The 19911-nt window shown below is 44.2% G+C and carries 23 protein-coding genes and 1 pseudogene; 20 read left to right on the top strand and 4 right to left on the bottom strand.

Features of this window, described 5'->3' with window-relative positions; genetic code table 11:
* The first annotated feature begins 97 nt into the window (after nt 1–97).
* The 9 genes from NI40_RS08050 (at nt 98) to NI40_RS08090 (ending at nt 8598) form a co-directional block, all read left to right on the top strand.
* Nucleotides 98–2266, top strand: a complete 2169-nt coding sequence (locus tag NI40_RS08050; protein ID WP_039261800.1) for a phage tail tape measure protein — start codon at nt 98–100, stop codon at nt 2264–2266.
* On the top strand, nt 2263–3594 hold the full coding sequence (locus NI40_RS08055; protein ID WP_039261801.1) for a DNA circularization protein: 1332 nt from the start codon (nt 2263–2265) through the stop codon (nt 3592–3594). The genes NI40_RS08050 and NI40_RS08055 overlap by 4 nt, the downstream gene beginning before the upstream one ends.
* Nucleotides 3578–4795 carry a phage baseplate assembly protein gene (locus NI40_RS08060; protein ID WP_039261804.1) on the top strand — a complete coding sequence of 406 codons (1218 nt, stop codon included), beginning with the start codon at nt 3578–3580 and terminating at the stop codon, nt 4793–4795. Before NI40_RS08055 ends, NI40_RS08060 begins: the two co-directional genes overlap by 17 nt.
* The gene (locus NI40_RS08065; protein ID WP_039261805.1) at nt 4779–5384 is read left to right on the top strand and encodes a phage baseplate assembly protein V; all 606 of its coding nucleotides are present in this window, start codon (nt 4779–4781) and stop codon (nt 5382–5384) included. Before NI40_RS08060 ends, NI40_RS08065 begins: the two co-directional genes overlap by 17 nt.
* An 89-nt stretch (nt 5385–5473) precedes the next feature.
* A complete protein-coding gene (locus NI40_RS08070) occupies nt 5474–5824 on the top strand; it encodes a phage GP46 family protein (protein ID WP_039261806.1) in 351 nt (116 codons plus the stop codon).
* A complete protein-coding gene (locus NI40_RS08075) occupies nt 5824–6891 on the top strand; it encodes a baseplate J/gp47 family protein (protein ID WP_039261810.1) in 1068 nt (355 codons plus the stop codon). The genes NI40_RS08070 and NI40_RS08075 overlap by 1 nt, the downstream gene beginning before the upstream one ends.
* Nucleotides 6888–7460, top strand: coding sequence for a YmfQ family protein (locus tag NI40_RS08080; protein ID WP_039261812.1), 573 nt, complete (start codon nt 6888–6890; stop codon nt 7458–7460). Before NI40_RS08075 ends, NI40_RS08080 begins: the two co-directional genes overlap by 4 nt.
* Entirely contained in the window at nt 7460–8164 is a 705-nt protein-coding gene (locus NI40_RS24075; protein ID WP_071884828.1) for a hypothetical protein, read from the top strand. The genes NI40_RS08080 and NI40_RS24075 overlap by 1 nt, the downstream gene beginning before the upstream one ends.
* 2 nt (nt 8165–8166) lie before the next feature.
* A complete protein-coding gene (locus NI40_RS08090) occupies nt 8167–8598 on the top strand; it encodes a tail fiber assembly protein (RefSeq protein WP_039261813.1) in 432 nt (143 codons plus the stop codon).
* Here NI40_RS08090 and NI40_RS08095 read toward each other — a convergent pair.
* On the bottom strand, nt 8579–9004 hold the full coding sequence (locus tag NI40_RS08095; protein ID WP_039261815.1) for a tail fiber assembly protein: 426 nt from the start codon (nt 9002–9004) through the stop codon (nt 8579–8581). The two genes, NI40_RS08090 and NI40_RS08095, sit on opposite strands and share 20 nt — an antisense overlap.
* A gap of 4 nt (nt 9005–9008) precedes the next feature.
* Nucleotides 9009–9422, bottom strand: coding sequence for a gp53-like domain-containing protein (locus NI40_RS22625; RefSeq protein WP_236918798.1), 414 nt, complete (start codon nt 9420–9422; stop codon nt 9009–9011).
* 47 nt (nt 9423–9469) lie between these two features.
* Here NI40_RS22625 and NI40_RS08100 point away from each other — a divergent pair.
* The 7 genes and pseudogenes from NI40_RS08100 to NI40_RS08125 all read left to right on the top strand — a co-directional run.
* A pseudogene (locus tag NI40_RS08100) lies at nt 9470–9718 on the top strand (recombinase family protein); the annotation flags it as partial.
* Nucleotides 9719–10118: 400 nt separating this feature from the next.
* Nucleotides 10119–10499, top strand: coding sequence for a hypothetical protein (locus NI40_RS08105; RefSeq protein WP_039261817.1), 381 nt, complete (start codon nt 10119–10121; stop codon nt 10497–10499).
* 557 nt (nt 10500–11056) lie between these two features.
* Complete coding sequence (locus NI40_RS08110) at nt 11057–11209, top strand: hypothetical protein (protein WP_236918799.1); 153 nt, start codon at nt 11057–11059, stop codon at nt 11207–11209.
* A 439-nt stretch (nt 11210–11648) separates the two neighbouring features.
* Nucleotides 11649–12173, top strand: coding sequence for a hypothetical protein (locus NI40_RS08115; protein WP_039261818.1), 525 nt, complete (start codon nt 11649–11651; stop codon nt 12171–12173).
* A gap of 429 nt (nt 12174–12602) precedes the next feature.
* Complete coding sequence (locus NI40_RS23820) at nt 12603–12833, top strand: hypothetical protein (RefSeq protein WP_139152902.1); 231 nt, start codon at nt 12603–12605, stop codon at nt 12831–12833.
* Between the two features lie 92 nt (nt 12834–12925).
* The gene (locus NI40_RS22635) at nt 12926–13438 is read left to right on the top strand and encodes a DUF2778 domain-containing protein (protein WP_335338106.1); all 513 of its coding nucleotides are present in this window, start codon (nt 12926–12928) and stop codon (nt 13436–13438) included.
* A 404-nt stretch (nt 13439–13842) separates the two neighbouring features.
* A complete protein-coding gene (locus NI40_RS08125; RefSeq protein WP_139152903.1) occupies nt 13843–14106 on the top strand; it encodes a hypothetical protein in 264 nt (87 codons plus the stop codon).
* A 56-nt stretch (nt 14107–14162) separates the two neighbouring features.
* On the opposite strand, the gene NI40_RS08130 is transcribed toward NI40_RS08125, so the two are convergent.
* The gene (locus NI40_RS08130) at nt 14163–14828 is read right to left on the bottom strand and encodes a hypothetical protein (RefSeq protein WP_052206716.1); all 666 of its coding nucleotides are present in this window, start codon (nt 14826–14828) and stop codon (nt 14163–14165) included.
* A gap of 425 nt (nt 14829–15253) precedes the next feature.
* Here NI40_RS08130 and NI40_RS23825 point away from each other — a divergent pair, with 425 nt between their 5' ends.
* Nucleotides 15254–15619, top strand: a complete 366-nt coding sequence (locus NI40_RS23825) for a hypothetical protein (RefSeq protein WP_063161245.1) — start codon at nt 15254–15256, stop codon at nt 15617–15619.
* Nucleotides 15620–15804: 185 nt separating this feature from the next.
* Here the strand turns inward: NI40_RS23825 and NI40_RS22640 are convergent, their stop codons facing one another.
* On the bottom strand, nt 15805–16119 hold the full coding sequence (locus NI40_RS22640) for a hypothetical protein (protein WP_071884830.1): 315 nt from the start codon (nt 16117–16119) through the stop codon (nt 15805–15807).
* 186 nt (nt 16120–16305) lie between these two features.
* Here NI40_RS22640 and NI40_RS08135 point away from each other — a divergent pair, with 186 nt between their 5' ends.
* The 3 genes from NI40_RS08135 (at nt 16306) to NI40_RS22645 (ending at nt 19902) form a co-directional block, all read left to right on the top strand.
* Nucleotides 16306–16980, top strand: a complete 675-nt coding sequence (locus tag NI40_RS08135; protein ID WP_052206717.1) for an EAL domain-containing protein — start codon at nt 16306–16308, stop codon at nt 16978–16980.
* 545 nt (nt 16981–17525) lie between these two features.
* Nucleotides 17526–18071: a hypothetical protein gene (locus NI40_RS23830; protein ID WP_052206719.1), complete on the top strand. Its 546-nt coding sequence runs from the start codon at nt 17526–17528 to the stop codon at nt 18069–18071.
* The gene (locus tag NI40_RS22645) at nt 17983–19902 is read left to right on the top strand and encodes a terminase gpA endonuclease subunit (RefSeq protein WP_176686746.1); all 1920 of its coding nucleotides are present in this window, start codon (nt 17983–17985) and stop codon (nt 19900–19902) included. The genes NI40_RS23830 and NI40_RS22645 overlap by 89 nt, the downstream gene beginning before the upstream one ends.
* Nucleotides 19903–19911: the final 9 nt, after the last annotated feature.

Genomic DNA, 19911 nt, shown 5'->3' on the forward strand with positions numbered 1-19911 from the left:
CCGGTTACATGGAAAGAAAACCGGGCAAACCACCACCCGCACAACCCGCACTGTCAAATCGCAACGCCGGAAGAAAGTCGGCAAACGGAGATAGTCCATGGCGCGTAACTTACAACTGGCGCTGCAGCTGCTTGCCCGTGATACCGGCTCCAAAGTGCTTAAGCAGGCGCTGCAGGGCATCAGCCGTGATACCAAAGCGGCGCAAAAGACCGATGACGAGCTGGCGAAATCCCGCCAGCAGAACTCAACCACAGCGATTCGCGCCTCCCGTTCTCTTCAGGACGAATACCGTCGCGCCAGTTCGGCGCGATCTACTCTTGGTATTCGTTCAGAGCGCGATATTCAGCGCGAAATACAGCAGACCATGGCGGCCTATAACCGCCTTACCCGCACAGGTATGCTGTCCGCAAATGAGCAGAACCGGGCTTTCAGGGCCATGACTGACAGGGTCAAGACGCTTCGAACTGAGCTTGGCGGCGTGAATGACTCAATGACGCGTATGCAGCGATTCCGCGCTGCAGGTTCAAACGTTGCTGCAGTTGCTGGCGGGATTGCTGCTGCAGGGGCTGTATTATCGACGCCAGTATCAAAACAGATGGACTATCGCCAGCGACTGGCAATGATGGCCAATACTGCTTATGCAGATGAAGGGCTGCAAGGTCGCAGAAAAGGAATGGCGGACATGGATTCTATGGTTCGCCAGGCTGTTCGTGCTGGCGGCGGAACAAAAGAATCAGCAGCTGATACCCTTGATACAATGCTGGCTTCAGGGGCTGTTGATATGCAGTCTGCAAAGGTGATGCTACCTTTAATTCAAAAATATTCTACAGCCACTGGCGCAGCTCCAGAGGATTTGGCAAATATTGCCATAAAGTTAAAACAATCGTTTGGCATAAAAGACGGTGACCTTGAGTCAGCTCTTAATATGGCAATTAGTGCCGGGCAAAGTGGTTCTTTTGAATTGAAAGATATGGCAAAGTGGCTTCCTAAGCAGCTTGCCAGTGCTGGCAACGTCGGTATGAAAGGCCTTGACGACTTTGCTGTCTTGCTTGGCTGGAACCAGGCTTCAGCTATTACATCAGGTTCACCGGACGAGGCCGGTAATAATCTTAATAATTTATTGCTTAAGCTGAATAGTCAGGATGCTGCTAACGCTGCGGCACGTATTAAATTACCCAGTGGTAAAGGAATTGATCTCTCTGGAAGTCTTGCGAAAGGCGTAGGTAATGGTATAAATCCTCTCGAAGCCTTTAACACGATTGTTGATAAAATCGTGGCTTCAAATCCAGCATATAAAAAACTTGAAGATAAACTCAAAACAGCCCCGGAAAGTGAACGTAAAAATATAATTAGTTCGCAAGCAAGGATTATTGAAGGTTCTGGTATAGGTAAAATCATTGCTGACCAGCAGGCATTATTAGCTCTGTTAGGATATAGGGGGAATAAAAAATATACCCAAGACGTAATTTCAGGGGCGAATTCACAACGTAATTTACCAGTTGGTAATACTGCCGGTAACATCAACTTTGCTTTAATGTCAGAGCAGCCAGGATATAAAACCGGGCAGTTAAAAAACGAACAAGACTTTGCTGAAATGGATTCCATTGCCCCTTTATCTGATGCACTGGGTGACATTTCAGAAAAATTAACCAAATATGCTGGTGAGTATCCGGGGCTAACCACTGCGATTGCAGGTGCCACCACTGGCATTAAAGCCATGACAGCGGCAGCGGTAGCTTTTGCAGGGCTCAATTTCCTGACGGGCGGCGGAATAAAAATGCCGGGCTCTCCTGCAGGTGGGGTACCGTCCGCGGGTGGTTCTGCTCTGGGACGTACCTGGTCTGCTATCCGGGGTGGTGCAGGTAAAGTTCTGGGGCGCGTTGCTGCTCCGCTGGCACTCTACCAGGGCATGCAGGATGCGCCGCTCGTTCATGTTGAGCGAGGCGATGCTGATGCGCGTGCGCGGCTTAAAGTTGACAACTATTCCAGTGAGTCAGCACGCATGCTGGATGCAGTAAAAGCCCGCCCCGGATTGCTGGATGCCGTGGATGAGGTCAAATCATGGTGGAGTTCTCCGGCCACAGTGGGGCAAAACACACCAGCAACAACAGGCGTGCCGTCTTATCTTTTGCCCCAACAGCAACAAAAATCACAACCCATTAACCTCACCACAAAGCTGGTACTGGACGGACGTGAAATTGCATCAGCTGTTAATGAATACAACGGCGAACAATCCGTTCGCGGCTCAACAGGAGGCCCGCAGTGAGCTGGGAAGATTCATTACAGGATGCCTCATTCAGGGGCGTCCGCTTCGATGTGGTTAATACCCGTGACAGCGCCAGCCGCGACATTGCGACGTATGAGTATCCCTATGTGGACGGCGGCGATGTTGATGACCTTGGCCGCAAGCCTCGTAACCTGCGAATGACGGTCCTTTTCTGGGGCGACGATTACGATGTGCGACTGCAGGCGTTTCTGGCGGCGCTGGATACACGCGGCAGCGCGGAGTTAATCCACCCGGTTTTCGGCTCCATGACGGGCATGCAGTGCATTGAGTATCAGGCATCGCATGAAGCGGAGAACGTTGATTACTGCGTTGTCGAGGTGGTCTTTATCCAGGGGGGACTTAATCTGCCTTTCTTTGGCAGCGACTTCCCGCTGTCGAAAGCCGATATCATTTTCAACCAGGCGCAATCCGCTCTGGAGAAAGCCCAGACGGCCATCGACAATATTCTCTCGCCTCTGCGTACAGCGAAAAAGTGGATGAAGAAAGCGAAATCGCTGGCAACCACGACGCTGAATATGGTGACCGTACTTAAGGGGGAACTGACAGGATTTGTCAGTACCACCTCGGATTTTGTTAATTATCCGAAAGCGTTCATGAATGACCTGCAGAGTGCACTGAGCCTGACATCGCTTCAGTCCAAATCAAGTGTCAGTAATAACCCAGGAAGCTATTCACAGTCCTCAGACGTTTCCGGTACAGCGGGCATAGTGATGGCCGACTGGAAGAATGGCCGTAACAATCTGCAGGATGTGGCCGCATTACCTCAGCAGATAGTGACAGGGCAAAAGACTGTTGCTGTCACCGTTCCGGCGGGATCATCAACGTCTGATATCACTGAGCTGGTAACGGCGGTAAAAATCCAGGTTGCAATCCAGCTGGCGCTTGATGCTTCCGACATACTCAGTGACAGCAGCATCAGCGATATTCTGTCTCCTGTCGATATTGAGCAGATCACCAACGACACCAGGACGGCCATTCAGACGGCAATCGACCAGACGCGGGACACCTTTGCTGCCGATACGCAAAACGTGAGCGCCGGTGAAACACCGGGTGGCGTGACATGGCAACCCGTGGTTGAAAACCTCAAGGATATTGCCCTGACCGTTCAGGAACTGGGCGCAGCGGTTATTACCAGCAGACCGCCACTGACGACGCGAGTGATATTGTCCGACACCAACCTGCATTTACTGGCCCACTTGTGGTACGAGGACTACACCCGCGCCGCCGAGCTGCTGCGCCTTAATCCGACATTACGTAATCCTAACAATATCAAAGCCGGTGACGTTCTGAATGCCTACTCAAGATAAAGATTCGCAGAATACGGTGAGCCTGATTATTGATGGCAAAATCCACAGTGCATGGAGCCGGTATCAGATTGACTCCGATTTTCTGATCCCCTCCGATGCTTGGAGTGTAACGCTTGGTCTGCCAGACGGTATTTTCCCTGCGGCCATTAAACGAGGTGTGCCGGTACTGGTCAGGGTGGGTAATGATGTGGTGATGTCCGGTCGGGTGGATGTGGTTCAGCGCCGCGTATCCCGTCAGCAGGTCTCTTTATCGCTTTCCGGTCGCGATGGCGCTGCCGTGCTTGTTGACTGTGCTTCACCCGTTTTTACCTCCCGTCAGCTCAGTCTTGAAGAAGTGATCGCCCAGGTCGTCAGGCCGCTGGGGGTGACGAACATCCGCATTGAGGCTGAGACATCCCTGCGTAATGACAAGGTCAGCGTTGAGCCCGGAGAACGTGCGTGGGATACGCTTGAGCGTGCAGCTGCTGCACGCGGGTTATGGCCATGGTTTGAGCCAGATGGCACGCTGGTTATTGGTGGGCCGGACTACACAAAAGACCCGGTGGCCACGCTGATTCTTAATCGTGACGGTCGGGGAAACAACGTCCTCGATCTCAGTGACCGGTCATCCATTACCGGGGCGTTCTCTGAACTGACAATGCTGGCACAGGGACACGGCCAGGGGAAAAAATCCGGGAAGCTCGATGTTATTGACGTTGATGACCAGAGCGCTGACGCAGAAGACGACGATGATGCCGATGATATTTATGACAGCACCGGCTCTGCAGAGAATGGCTTTCATGGCTTACGTAGTACCGTTCGCGACAGTACCGTACCTTTCTATCGTCCGCAGATTATGGTTGCAGGTGATGCTGATAACCAGGCGCAGGTTGATTATCGCGCAAGAAAGGCCATGGCTGACGCCCGTCTGAGCGGGTTTGATCTGACAGCTATTGTTAAAGGCCATCGCATGGAGAACGGTCAGTTATGGCAACCGGGCCAGCGTATACGTGTCCGAAGCGAGCCACATGGCATTGATGACATTTACTTCATCATGGGAAGAGAGTTTTCCGGTGGACGGCCAGACAACACCATTACCACCCTGCGTCTCAAAGAGGATGGAATATGGATACCGGATGCTTATCCGAAAAAACGGAAATCACGTAAACGCCGCGCCAAAGTAAATAAAGAGCTGGAGATTATCGATGTGGAACAAAATTGATTCTCGTATTAACACGGCGTTAAACCGTATAAGACAGGCCTTCAGGGGCGTTTTAATAAGGGTTAACAGCGGCGGTGATATTCAGACCATTCAGGGTAAAGGTCTGGCTACGGAGTCCCTGCAGGATGTGGAGATGTTCCAGCAATACGGTTTTACATCCAACCCGCCCAGGGGCACTAAAGCCATTATGCTCCCGCTGAACGGGCGCACCAGTCATAGCGTGGTGATTGCCACGGAACACGCTTCATACAGGCTAAAGAGCCTGAAAAGTGGTGAGCTTGCCATTTATTCGGATGAAGGCAGCAACATTATCCTGAAGCGCGGAAAAATTATTGAAGTGAACTGTGATGAATATATTGTTAATACTAAAAAACATACCGTGAATACCGAAGAGCATATTGTTAATACCAGAACGTATAAAACGACAGCCTCAGAGCGGGCGGATTTTGATACGCCACTGCTGAAAGGCAGTAATGAAGTTGCTGACGGTAAATCTACGCTGAACACCATGCGCGAGACTTATGACGGTCACGACCACAACCACGGCGGCGATGCAGGCATAACGCAGAAACCTAATCAGTCAATGTAATTTGTGGTAACGTAAGTTCACCTTCAAAAGCAATACCCACTGAACCCCTTCACCGATAATTTCAATTTCCATGCCGATAGTATTACGGCATGGAAATGTTGATTGATCCAACGACCGGCGATTATACCGGCGACAGCTCAGACTCTTTAGCGAATGCCGTCTACTTACGGCTGATGACCCCCCTTGGCTCATGGTGGGCTGATCCAACTCTGGGCTCTCTTTTACATACTCTTCGCCGCGAAAAGGATGTTTCCCGCGTTCAGAAACTCGCGGTGCAGTATTCGCAGCAGGCCCTGAAGCCGATTATTGATGACGGTCGCGCTAAGTCCATTTCCGTAACTGCAGAGCACTGGCAAAAAGGCTGGATGCTTCTTCATATCATCGTCACGTCCGCGAGCGGAACGCCGCAGACCTGGAAATTTCCGGTTAAGGTCAGCTGATGCCATTCATTACCAAAAATGCCGCGCAAATTCGCACCGATATTCTGCGGGATATCAAAAATCTCCTGCAGTTGTCAGATGACAAGCTGGGGCCAGACAGCGACTGGTATGTCCGGGCGTCAAGTGTGGCCAGCGTTGCCGAGGGGCTTTATCAGCATCAGGGATGGATAGTCCGTCAGATATTCCCGGATACAGCTGATTCCGAATTTCTCTATCTGCATGCCCGTTTACGTGGTTTAAGCAAAAAAGCGGCCAACAGCGCCTCCGGGCCCGCCACATTTACCGGCGAACCGGGCGCGGCAGCTGCCGCCGGTCTTGTGTTCAAACGCGACAGTGTATCGTGGACAACAACCGAAGAAATTACTATCGGGTCGGATGGAAAAGCATCCGTAAATGCAATGTCTTCTCTGTCCGGGACTGCGGGTAATACCACCTCAGTCACATCGGCAACGCTGACCACTACACCTGACGGGTTTGACAGCACAGTGACCGTTGGTCTGATGACTGGCGGTACGGATGAGGAAACTGATGCGGAGCTGCTTGCCCGTCTGCTTGAAATCATTCGCCGACCTCCTGCAGGCGGTAATAAATATGATTACAAACGCTGGGCACTGGAAGTATCCGGCGTATCTGCAGCGTATGTTTATCCGTTGCGACGGGGGCTGGGCACTGTTGATGTTGTTATTACGTCTGCAGGTGGGCTGCCTTCTCAGGATGTGATCGACAGGACGCAGACTCACATTGACGATGTCCGGCCTGTTACAGCAAAAAACACGCTGGTTCTCATGCCTGCCATCCGTACATTTGACGTGCTCGTAAAGGTATCACTGGAAGGCATCACCCTCGCCTCAGCCAAACAGGCTATCGCCGGAACGCTTGAGGACGATGACTCGCGCCGTGAGCCGGGAGTGGCTTTTATTCGCAGCCAGGCGGGGACACTGATTTCTCTCATTCCAGGTATCACCGACTATGACATCGTTACACCATCCGCAAATATTCAGCCTGTGATCGATGCCACGAAAGTCGAATGGCTTAGATTAGGAAGTGTGGAGGTAGAGCTGCTATGAGCTACTTCACGCTGTTAAATCGTCTGCTGCCACTCGTTTCGTACAGTCCGGGCCAGCCTCTGCTTGATGCATCATTGCGATCAGAATCAGGTGTTTTTGACACTCTCGATGCGTCTGCAGGGCTTGTTGAAGGAGGAGTTACTCCATTTTATGCACGCAGCCTTTTGTCTGACTGGGAACGTGTCCTGGACCTTACTCCTGCTGAAGGTGCGACATACCAGCAACGCCAGCAGCGTGTACTGGCCAAACTGGCTGAGGTCGGTGGTCTCAGTATTCCTTATTTTATCCAGCTGGCCAGTAACCTTGGCTACATCATCACAATTGATGAACCGCAACCTTTCAGGGCGGGAGTTAACCGCGCCGGTGATCGCCTCTGGGTTGAAGACATTATCTGGGTCTGGCGCGTCAATATTCAGAACTCTGGAACACAATCCTATCGCTTTCGCTCAGGCAGTTCAGCAGCAGGTGAGCGCCTGACTACCTTTGGTGATCCGGTTATTGAAGAAGTCTTCCGCGATCTCAAACCAGCTCATACATTTTGCTACTTCGCATATCAGGAGAATGAATAATGCGGCCCTTAATGCCACCGGTGCAGACGCCGGATAATCTTTTCCATGATGGTAATCCGCTCACTGGTGAGCTGGGAACCATAGTTGATGCTGAACACCTGAATAATGAACAAGCCGCTATCCGCGATATACAAAGTGAGCTGATTGCTATTCTAACAGCAGCGGAAATGGAACCAGAATCGACGGCAGGCCAGCTGTTAGCTGCGTTGAATAAACTTTATGCCCCACTTAACGATACTTTGGGAGCGCTTTCCAGTCTGGTCGGAGGGGCTAATAAACTCCCATATTTCACCGCCGCTAATGCTGCCGCTTTAACAGCATTATCCAGCATTGGTCGGGACATCGTCGGCAAAGCAACGGTTGCTGACGTTCTCACATACCTTGGTTTGCAATACTCGATCAGTGAACCAGATACAGAAACTGTTGTTTACACACTTCCTGGTGGATATAAGCTCATGGCTTTTAACCGATTAGTGAACAACTCAACCACTGTCGGTACGGGTGTAACAACCCCCATTACGTTCCCTCAGGCCTTCCCTTCGCGATTGATTGCTGTGTTCGCTACGAAGAAAAACTATGTTCAGGCAGCTGTGAGTTGCGAGAACCAGTCGCTGACTGGCTTTGATGCGGTGGTAACGCTAATTACAACTATCGCGGGTGGTATTACAAGCACTCGCGCAATGTTTTTCGCTATTGGGAAATGACCATGAAATATTTCTACAGTGCTAAAAATAATGCGTTTTATTACTACGGCTGGAAAGATGAATATGATGCTGCTGGTACATGGCCAGATGATGCAATTGAAGTGACCGACGATATTCATGAAAAATATTCGGCAGATCCACCTAAAGGAAAAATTTTAACTGCTGGCGCTGACGGTATGCCTGCCTGGGGAGAAACGCCTCCACTGACTCACGATGAGAATGTAGCTCAGGCCGAAGGTGAAAGAAAAAATCGTATTGGAGTAGCGAACGATTTTATGAACAGCAGGCAATGGCCTGGTAAGGCTGCTATCGGGAGACTGAAGGGGGATGATCTTACACAATATAATCTGTGGCTGGATTATATTGATGCACTAGAGGCCGTTGATACCTCCAGCGCACCTAATATCGAATGGCCTACTCCCCCGGAGGTGTAGGCCATACGGGTTTTGCTGTATCAACTCGCATCAGCAAGACCCGGTATTTTTTCCACTCACCGAGCGACGAAGTTTCCTGCTCTGTGGCTATTTCGGCATCAACAGCATCCTGCCGCCAGTCGATTTCAGCGTCAGCTTTTGCACGAAGTGTGGCTTTCATGTTTTCGGCATCTGATATTTTCTGTTCTGGTGAAAGCGGCGGCTCATCAACCCATGCAAGAGCCCCTGAAACCATTTCCAACATTTTGCCTGTCGGCTTATTTCCCCCATTAAATCTGACAGCATCCTCATCGCTGATTTCAATACCATCCTGCGGCCATGTCTCCTCCTTGATATAACTTTCGTACAGCACTGCATTGTAGATTGCATTTTCGGACGGGCTGTAAACACTTTTAATTTTATTCATTCTGTTATCTCCCTTTCGCTATATAGCAAAGATTAAACCCACCGCTACCTGACATACGGCCTGTAAAACCCGTTCTTGAAGTACCAACTGAGTTAACTCCATAAGCAGGCATGGTTGTCGGGGAAAGCTGAGACTCCTGGATATCTGCCATTGACAGAGTAATTGATTCGACCCGCGCGGGGAAAGGTACCGGAAAAACAACACTCGTCCCTGTTTGTCCATTGGGGAAACCGAAAATACCCCATTGTGTAATTACCCCATCCGGCCCCTTACTCCATCCAGATTTACTACTCACCCATGACGATCCTGATTCTGAGTAGCCCGTTGTAAAACTACTCATATCTGGTACTTGCCCGGTACCTGTTCCGACGTTCTTCGTTGCCGCTGTTCCCAAACCAACATTTTTGAGAATGACCATCTAGCTCACCAGTGGCATGCTTTCTGCCTTTTGCAGGGGATAAAACCATGCTTATTGGGTATGTCAGGGTGTCAACAAATGACCAGAACACCGCATTGCAGCGAACCGCGCTGGAATGCGCAGGATGTGAACTGATATTTGAAGAAAAGATCAGCGGAAAAACCTCGGAGCGTCCAGGGCTAAAGCGAGTGCTTAAGACCCTGGGAAAGGGGGATACGCTTGTGGTATGGAAACTAGATCGCCTTGGGCGCAGCATGCGGCATCTTGTCCTGTTGGTATCCACCCTTTATCGTAGGTTCCCGGCTTCATCATTTGAATGAGATAAGCAGCGTGGCGTTTTAATTTGCACCGTGCGCAATAGCGGTTTTTCGCTCTCTTGCTGCGGTGCATAATTTAATGCGTTTCGGTGCGAAAAATTTCGCCGCGCTACAGTATATAGCGATACAGGGGGCATTGTGAGGTTTCACTTAGGGACGAGGAAGGATTTTAGATACAGCTTCGCACCCAGTGGGTTTGAATTTTCCGTATAAAATAAAGCAAATACTTTTTATCACTAACTAATGGTATGGTCAAGGAAAAATTTAAATTTCTCGACTTTTTATAGTAAAAACGTACAATAGTCGCATCAAATGTGAATCAGCAGCGAGGGCGAACAACATGAGATGACTTTTAATTTAGACAACAAAGGGGGTCTCTATGACCGTATCAAAACGTGGCCGTGTGCCAAAAACAATCAAAGAAGCAGTACAAGCACAGTTTGCTCACATGGGGGAGGGCTATACAACACTTACAAAGTGGAAGAAGACTGAAAGCGTAGCCTACTTTAGTGTCTTTCGTGAGTTGCCAAATGAACCAGAACCAATAATCTATACATTTGCTATTCATGGTGATGAAATACGCTACACATGTTGTGACGTGAACACCTGTGAAGCAACTCAGATATCATTAGCCTACTCAGAGGATGCTTTCTTTCAGTTCATGTTCAAATGTAATCTACCATTAGAATTTGAAGCATTTTCAGAAATAATACGTCTGATAACTGTACATGGGATAGGCGTTTCAGCATTCTATAAATAAAAAGAATGAGAGGCATAATATGATGCCTCTTCTATATCAACTCCTACTTTTGCTAGTCACTATAAATAGTACTACATGAATAGGAGAATGATTATGATTTGGTTAGGTAATGTACTCATTGAAGTACTTGCTACTATTGTATATATGTTTGTACTATTCCCACTTTGGGTAGTGCTATATCTTTGTTTTATGGTTTTAGTGTTACTGTCACTTCCCCTAAAGATTACGATGATTAGAAGGTGCCTCGGAGTTAGTAACTCACAAGATTCTACAAAAGAAGATAATTAAAACGTAAGACAGAAAAATGAAACGGGATTTGTTTACATGGTATAATATAAGTATCTTGGGACACTTGGGGATCTATGTCCTATAATAAGATATTGCTATTTGTATGAAGTCGAAAAACATCCAGATAGCCGAAATCCCCACTCTAATTACAGAGAATAAATAGTAGTAATAACATTATAATCCCTCCTATTGCTAATTAAAGATAGTCCTTTTAGGGCTACTTTTTTACGCATGAGAACGTGAATTATGTAACACAAAAGGTATACATTATGGAAAAGAAAAATAAAGATATTTCAGTATCTATTCGTATCACGGCAGAACAAGCTGAAGCAATTCAAAAGATGCTAGTTGATACCGGCAAGGCAAAGAACCGTTCCGCAGGTATTCAGTATTTGATCACTCAAATGATGATTCAGGGATAAATTATATAATGGTTGTCTACTAACCACACAATAAGTAGAAACGTAGTTACAGGAAGTAACGCGAAATCATAAGGAAACAAACATGAGAAGACAAGTAAGTTATAGTAAATTGAAAAGAACAATCAGGACTAATAGAAAGTCATTGAACAAATCAATACAAAAGAAAGAAAAGGTAAATTTCATTCGACTAACATTTTCACAGTACGAAAATATCCTACTAAGCGATATGACAAGTGCTAGAATTTGTAATGTACTAAAAGTGAATTGTGATAAACATTTCATTAGCAATCTACGCAAAAATAAAGTTCCAGAGTATCGTGAATGGTTCAAAAAGGTACGCGGAGTGTAATACCTTCCAAAATTTTCCGGAATAAAAAAGCCTGAGTGCTAGGAACACATCAGGCCAGTATTAATTAACATTTTTATAGGGATATTTATCATGACAAAAAAGAAAGAAGCACATGAACTAAAGAAACGTGGACGAAAATCGAAAGAACACGACAATGCAGAATTACAAGATCATCTAAGAGGGGTACGCTACCTCAATCAACTTACTGATGAAGCACGTAGAGTAATATCCAATTCAGTAAAAAGTTACTTTGAGAAGAACAAGAAACGTAAGACTTTTGCAAACAAAAACATGCTGCTATTAGTAACTTCTACACGCTACATCACTGATATATCAATAAAGCACAATATTGAGTACTACGACGCTTTTACACAAAAGGAGTATGGCGATTCATCAGTACGTGATTACAAGATGGTTACGATAGCCATATGTGAGGGTTTAAATGAACTTCTAAACAGTGGTAAGCCTATCAGAAGTGATACACCAGAGGGAGCACAGTACCTAACAGGTGAGGAAGCGTATCAACTACGCGAAGCTATTGATGCTGGGTGCTCTAAAACCGATTTACTAAAGGTTATAGCTTCAATTTATCCCGAATTAAAACATTCTATGTAGTGTTTTAATTCAGGGTCAAATGTCGTAATTAGGGTTAAAGTGGGGTTTTATAGGGGAAATTAGCGATTTAGGTGCTACATTTAGTGGTGTAAATAGCTTAAAATCACCATATATAGTGATTCCCGAATTTCGACACCATAATTAGAAATTATTAAGACCTCTTGAACTACGTCCAAATCGGTCTTTGAGTGCCTACACTCCCTGCGGTCGTACAGTCACTGAAACACAAATTAAACCGATCCTTGCGTTTTTTCTCGCTAGTACTCGAAAAGAACGCGAGGGATTTTACTCGCTTTCGCTCAGACAAGTAACAGTACTGTCAAAGTAATTAATCAAAGTATTTGTGAGTCGCCACGGAGTCACGCCCGAACGAGTCACCCGCAAACGCAGTCGCCCGCAGAGGGCATCACTAACAAGAAGGAATATCTAATGAAACCTAACTGGAAACGCGATGGAATGAAGTCTAACGGACTCTATAACAGACAAGCACGCTCAGTACTAACAGATACACCAAATCTCTCAGACGCTCATATAGAAGCCATAACCGACTATACAAATAAGTACATCATAGAGAACGGTAGAAGACCTTCATATACTCATATGAATAAACAATTCGGTATTCGTGCTACTGCTACATTTTATAGAGGACTAACTAAATAACCTACCATTTTTATAGGTCTGCTCATGGTCTTAATCATATGTTAGAATCCTCATATACAAACGTCAGGGAAAACAAAATGCAAATAATGAGGATGACATATGACGACATTGATAAAAATGGCTATGCCAAATTACACGTCTATGGAATAGGAACTTTCTCAGTATTCAGTGGGCAAAACCCATATACCAATGATCCCAACTGTGCATTCATGCCAAACAGTGCAATCCCAACCGGGCGTTACTGGATAGTAGACAGACCAACTGGATCAGTAGTGAATCAGATACGGGCATGGGGTGTTGATACAATAACTGGTAATGATCACTCAGAATGGTTTGCACTCTTCAGTGCTCAAACCATGACAGATAGCATTCTGATTAATGGTGTATCGCGTGGTAGTTTCCGTTTGCATCCATTACGGCCAGATGGAACGGGTGTATCAGAGGGATGCATAACATTCGTCAATCGCCCTGATTTCTATACTGTACGTAGTCAGTTGCTACGTACTAAAAAGGTTAAAGTACCAGGTTCCAGAACTGGATTAATGGCGTATGGCTGGGTGGACGTACAAGGGAGGAGCAACTATGCGAACTGTAGGATTCGTTAAGTATGCAGCCTTATATAGTATCTGCATCATCTTTTCATGGTGGCTATCAAGCTTTGGTAAGCCCCTGAACGGCATAACGCAATGGGCTATGGATACCGCCTATAGTACTTTCGGTTCCGGCCTGAGCGGGTCATATGAAGCTGATGCAGATCCAGTAAGATTCATAGCCTTAATCGTGATGGTACTCATCTACGCTACGGTACTGTTCCTGCTCATACGCTTAGCCCTCATAAAGTTCCAGAACAAACGCTAATACCTCATTTTATTAAGTACCCTCACTGGATATAGTGGGGGTAATTTTCATATAGCTATATGTACTGTTTACGTGCTGAATTCAAATTATTAGTAAATACATAGAAGGCTTAACAGTACTAACCCACTATGGAATTTTTGAAATGATAAGAATGGAATTTAACAACAACGATGATGGAACATATTACTTTCTCTATGTTACAGAGGAAGTACGCATTGAAACTAATGGTATTGATGGCCTTCAAATGGAAACCCGCGATTCGCGAGTATGGGATTTAGGCGAACCTTTTCAGTATCTAACCATAAGCGAACGTAAGGAGGAGTATTTTAACGAAAGTTTAATCAATCCTTACATTGATACAGTAAGAAAAGCCGCTGAAATTATCTTTTACTCATTATATGAAAGTGCTGTATAACAGTTAGAGAATATTTAATCTCCAGTTATATCCACCTCGTATGAGGTGGAATGTGATTATTTAAAGAGAGTATCGAAATCAACAGTTAAGTCTTTAATTGATTGGGCTAATAAATGATGAAGCTCTTCGATATCGTCATTTTTATCTTTCCATGATAAAAGAACATTATATAAATTACTCTCGTTTTTATATTGCCGTAACATATCAGAATGTAGTCTATTAACACGGTTTAATGTTTTAATTAATAGAAGGAATTTATCTGTTTGTAATACGGAAATTTTCCATACTGTTAAACTTTCACATCTTGTTCCAAAGTCAATTACTTTTTTACTGAATTCTTGCCATATTTCATGATGCCGTTTAAAGGCATCTTGTAGCTCCATTGGGGTAGGATTACTATTCTGTATGATCCGTAATCTGTAACTGGATATCAAATGTTGTTGAAGTATCCTCAACTGTACCATTTCAGCCATACACGTACTGGCTTGCTTGAACCCTTCATGTTGTATCTTAGGAGAGATCCAATCTTTCGCATTGTACGCAGCATAGACAGCCGCTCCAGCCATCGCCAAATTACACGCAGCACTTACCCAATCAGTTACGCTCCCCCATTCGAATCCTTTAACATTCAGAAAAAGAACCTTGATAAATACTAAAACTGCAACAATGAACAGCACTATAATGATGCCTAATAAAGTAAAATTTGTTTTTTTTAATTCCATTGTTGATAAAATCCGCAATTAAATTTATTGATCAAATATTGTACTTTACCACTGTAAACGCAATCAAGTACACTCACAACCTCACGCCCCCCACGATGGGTAGGTTTGTTGAAGGTGTGGGTGTGGCGTGAAGCTATCATATGATAATCCTCAGTACTCATTAGCAGACTTCTTTTTTGTTTGTAAGCAGAGTAATTATTGATTATGCTAATAATACTCATGATGACTTATAGAGAGCATAAAGATAGTAATGGGTTGGTCTGCGTTAAAAATATTCGCGATTAACTACATGTCGCTTTGATACTTGCTGGGGTTATCTCAGATTGATAAATGCCTCAAGTGTTGAAAAATGTAATTGACAAGTAATGTTATAACTGGAATATATTGAACTGTAATGTCTCAATGCTGAAAATATAGGATATATCATGGATCTTAGAGTTTTGAATGTTGAAGGGCATGGGGAATTAGACAAAGAACATATTGTACTCGTAGCCGATTCTCAAGCCAACCTTTGGAATTATATACTTTCAGATTCTACTTATCATGGGGATGGAAGTACATCAAATAAACATAGGCATGTTTTTGATTTTGATGAGTTACCTGCGATAACACTCAATAAAGATGATTTAGTTCTTCTTTTCACAAAAAATGGTAAATTTGGTACTCATACCTTACCGAGTGGTGCTAAGGCGTATTTCATTTATTGGGGATTAAATGAAACCGTTTGGAATAAGGATGGCGACGAGGCTATTCTGATTGAAGTTTCTCAAAGAAGCAAAAAGAACGTATGAGTGACTAATTTAATCACATGTTTTATTTGGCAGACCTTAAATCTGGTCTGCCATGAATTATCAAGAGTACTTAACGTAATTAAGTTTTATTTAACTAATTTCAAATCATACATCAAACAGCCGTATGTTTTTCTAGTGCTGCTACAATTAAATAGGGGGTTGTTGTGGGCATGTGTGGCGTGAATCTAGAACGGTAATTCTTCTTGCCCACAAAACCAATCATCAGCATGTTGTTCAATCACACGGTGTTCAGCATGTAGATAACTCAAAGCATCCAGAACCCTGTTAAATGGCGTTTCGCTAATCAGTACAAAACAATCCCTTTCAACCGTTCCCAGCCAGAACAACCCTCCTACAGAACCTTCAAATATCACCCGATCACCAAACTTGAATTGCTCAAGAACACTTCCCCGATAACAGACCGTGAACCAAACCCCAGCGTGTGAGAACTGATGAACACCTCTACGTATGGATGGATCGTAACCGTTCTTATTGCCCATTTCTTAGCCCTCCAAACAAAACCAATAATACTGTAATTATATACAGTACAAAATAAAACACCATAAAATAGATAAAAACGATCATTTTCAATAAGTTAAGTAATTTTCTTTAGTGTGGTTAGTCTTTCATTGATATCTAAAAACGATCAATAATTTTTCATTAACCATTTTTAAAGATAAGCAAGGATGATCAATACAACCTTCATAGCAGAACCAATCATGACAACATCAGGCCAGCTCATAGGCTGTGAACTGTTAACCCGCTTCCATCGTGAAGATCTGCCAGTGCTGAACAGCAAGTACTTCATCATGGCTATGACGGTTGAAGGTAAGAAGGAACTACTCAAGCAACAACTACAGGCCATTGAAGTACGTGCGGCCTGGTTCAGAGATAACCGGCTTTTCTGTACCGTTAACGTTGATACCGTACAGGCACGGCTATGTGTCTTTGACAGGGATATTATTCAGTTATTGGATAAGCTGGAGTTTGTGAGGCTGGAGATCTCAGAAGATTTTGAAGGTCTTGAAAAGGGTATTGAACATCCGATACTCAGAACACTGTTAAACGTTGGCTATCGCTTGTTCCTTGATGATCTTGGTTCAGGTCGTGCCAATGTCGCAGCACTAACTACTGGATGCTATGAGGCCGTAAAACTTGATAGAGCGTTCTACCGTCAGGAAGTACAGAAACCCACATTCAACGTAATGATGAAGAACATCATGAAGTACTGCCATTATGTGATCGTAGAGGGAGTAGAGCAACGCCAAGAGCTACCAATATTACGCGATGCTGGAGTAACAGCGGTTCAGGGCTATCTATACCGTTCAGTACCATTCAATAAAGTTCACACACTTCTATAACACCATAGTAAATACCCTATAGACAACAACTATGGGGTATACCTATGAACATCACATTACACTTCCCTAAAGGCTCTACAAGCATCATAGACGGTACTTATACAGGTTATGAGTATTCCCGTACCGATAAGCTAATCAACGCTCATATCACGTTTGATGAATCATACAAGCTATTCATCAACCATCACAGTTTAGTACTCAGCTATAAATACATTACGGTGAATCACCAGCACAGCTACACAATCGGTAGATGGGTTTATGACTGGAACACAATAGGCAATTACAAAGGCTCAGAGCGAGTACACCTCGACTATCTACAGTGCTTGACTCAGGAACTAATACAAGATGAATCATTGAACGGTAGACCTATAGATAACTATCGAATTGCTCTATTAATAAATGAATTCAGAGAAGAAATTTAACCCAACTAACGAGAACGATTATCAAATAGGTTCTCCCTGAACTTTTCAAACACCGCGTAGTTTCGCCGCACCCTTTTTAAAAAATATATAAGGTTTTGAACCTAATTCATTCATAGAGGCTATATGACATACCTACAAATAGCAAATATATACGGCTATGATCCGGCAACAGTTAGCCGTGATTGGAAAGCCAGAGGCTTAGATATTAGCCAAACAGACGAAGAAATATATCAATGGGTACAGGATAACGTACTAACACCATTGAGAGGACAAACAGATCTAAAAGAAGAAACCCAACGTGAACAATTACGTTTAGCAAAAGCTAAAGCTGACATTGAAGAAATGAATGCGGATCAACTAAGACGTAATTTAATTGAAGTTGATTATGTAACTGAATCACTATCAAGCTACTTACTTCAACTAAAGAACATGTTGCGTAGTATTCCTAACACAACATACGTAGAACTATTCAGTAGTGAAGATGCTAACCAATTGAGGGAAACACTCAAAGATAAAATAGATGAAGTACTACGTGATATAGGAAATTACGAGTACGAGGAAGAAATAGAAGAATATGAAAATGGAATTTCAGAATCAGAAGAAATTATTGAAGATATTGAATCATGCAGTGAAGAACATACTACCGCCTCAGAAGATAAAACCGAGTGATTGGGTAGAGAAGAACTTAAAGTTTTGTGATGGTGAATTACAAGGTTCACCAATGCGTTTATACGAATTCCAGAAAGAACCTCTTAACGCAATTATTGAACCTGGAGTACGTAAGGTTGTGCTAATGAGTTCAGCACAGCTTTTGAAAACAACAATAGTTACTGGTGCTTCATTGTACTTTCTACAGCACGATCCATCAAATATGGTTATTGCAGGTACAACAGCAAACACAGTTAAGAAGTACAAGAATGGTAAGTACGATCCAACAATTCAACTAACACCATCACTTGCTAAATTAATCACAAGTAAATCAGATAAAACAAAAACAAATGATGCCACAACCCAGGAAACAACAGTTGGTACATTCAATTACTTTGTTTCTCTTAACTCACCATCTACGCTACGTGGCCTAACTGCTAAACGTGTCTTTTGTGACGAGATCTCAGGCGTTGAGACAGACGGTGATGAAGGGAACCCCATAGCCCTTGTATCACAGCGTTGTGAATCGTTCCGCGATTCCTTAATCATGATGTGCTCTACGCCGTTAGTACCGGATGATCCCATATGCCAGGAATTTGCTATGAGCGATCAGCGTTACTTTCATGTGCCTTGCCCTAAGTGCGGTGATGAACAACGCCTGATATGGGAAAACGTTAAATTCAAATGGAAGGTTATCGACGGTGGCCGCCGTTCTATCCCTGATGCCGATACCGCCTATCTTGAATGCCCGCACTGTAAACACCAGTACAGCGAAGCAGAACGAGTAAGAGCGGTATCACAAGGACGATGGATCGCAACACATCCAGAGATTAAGGATGTAAGGGGCTACCACATATCACGTTTGTACTCTCCGGTTTCGTCGATCCGCAAGCTGGTACAGGACTTTGCCGAAGCATTTAAGAACTTTGATCATATGCGATTCGTCAATAACGCATTGGGCGAACCTTACATTGATAAAGAAAACGTTGAGCATGATTTAGCACTACTGGAACAGCTACGTGATTTTGATATTGATATTAATAACATTCCTAATGATTGTGTTGGTGTGGGATATGCCGTAGACCAACAATTAGATCGCCTTGAATGTACGTTAGTTGGTATATCAGAAAAGAATTATTATGTACTCGATCATCGTAGCTTTTTTGCAGTGGATTGTAATAAATATGATTCACCAGCTTATACTGAACTACAAAATTTCATAAATAATACTAAGTTAAAAACCAAGAATGGCACGCCATTACGAGTACTTCAAGTATGGGTAGATAGTTCTAACGGTGCGGCAACCAATACGATTTACCGTTTCTGTAATAAAAAAGGGAATGAGATATACAAACCTATCAAGGGTGATGGACGTACAACCATTCCACTATATAAAGAAAGTACATCCGGTGGTTATAAGTTCATGCTATTGAACGTTAACGAAGGTAAGAACCGTATTCGTAAGTTACTAAACGCAGCAATGAACGAAGAAGAACATGAAGGTAAGAAAATCCACTTTAGTTATAGTCTACCTGATGATGCGTTTCTTCAATATACCAGTGAAAAACGTGTAATGAAAGGTGGTCAATTAGTATGGGTGAAACGCAGCGGTTCTAAAGATGATAGAAACGAAATGTTAGATACATTGAATTACTGCCTAATCAGTTTTGAATACATGCTAAACAAACTTGGAACAGACGCGTACAAGAAACTTAGAAATTATAATACTAACGTGGCAAAAGCTAAATACAGTGAAGAAACACAAATCAGTGAATCACCATCAGAACATGTTCCAGTACGTAAACAGCGTAAAAGGCGTATGGGTAGTGGTAGAAACTGGTTTAATGAATAAGGAATAAAC

This window comes from Enterobacter sp. E20 (assembly GCF_000801755.2).
Lineage (GTDB): Bacteria > Pseudomonadota > Gammaproteobacteria > Enterobacterales > Enterobacteriaceae > Enterobacter > Enterobacter asburiae_B.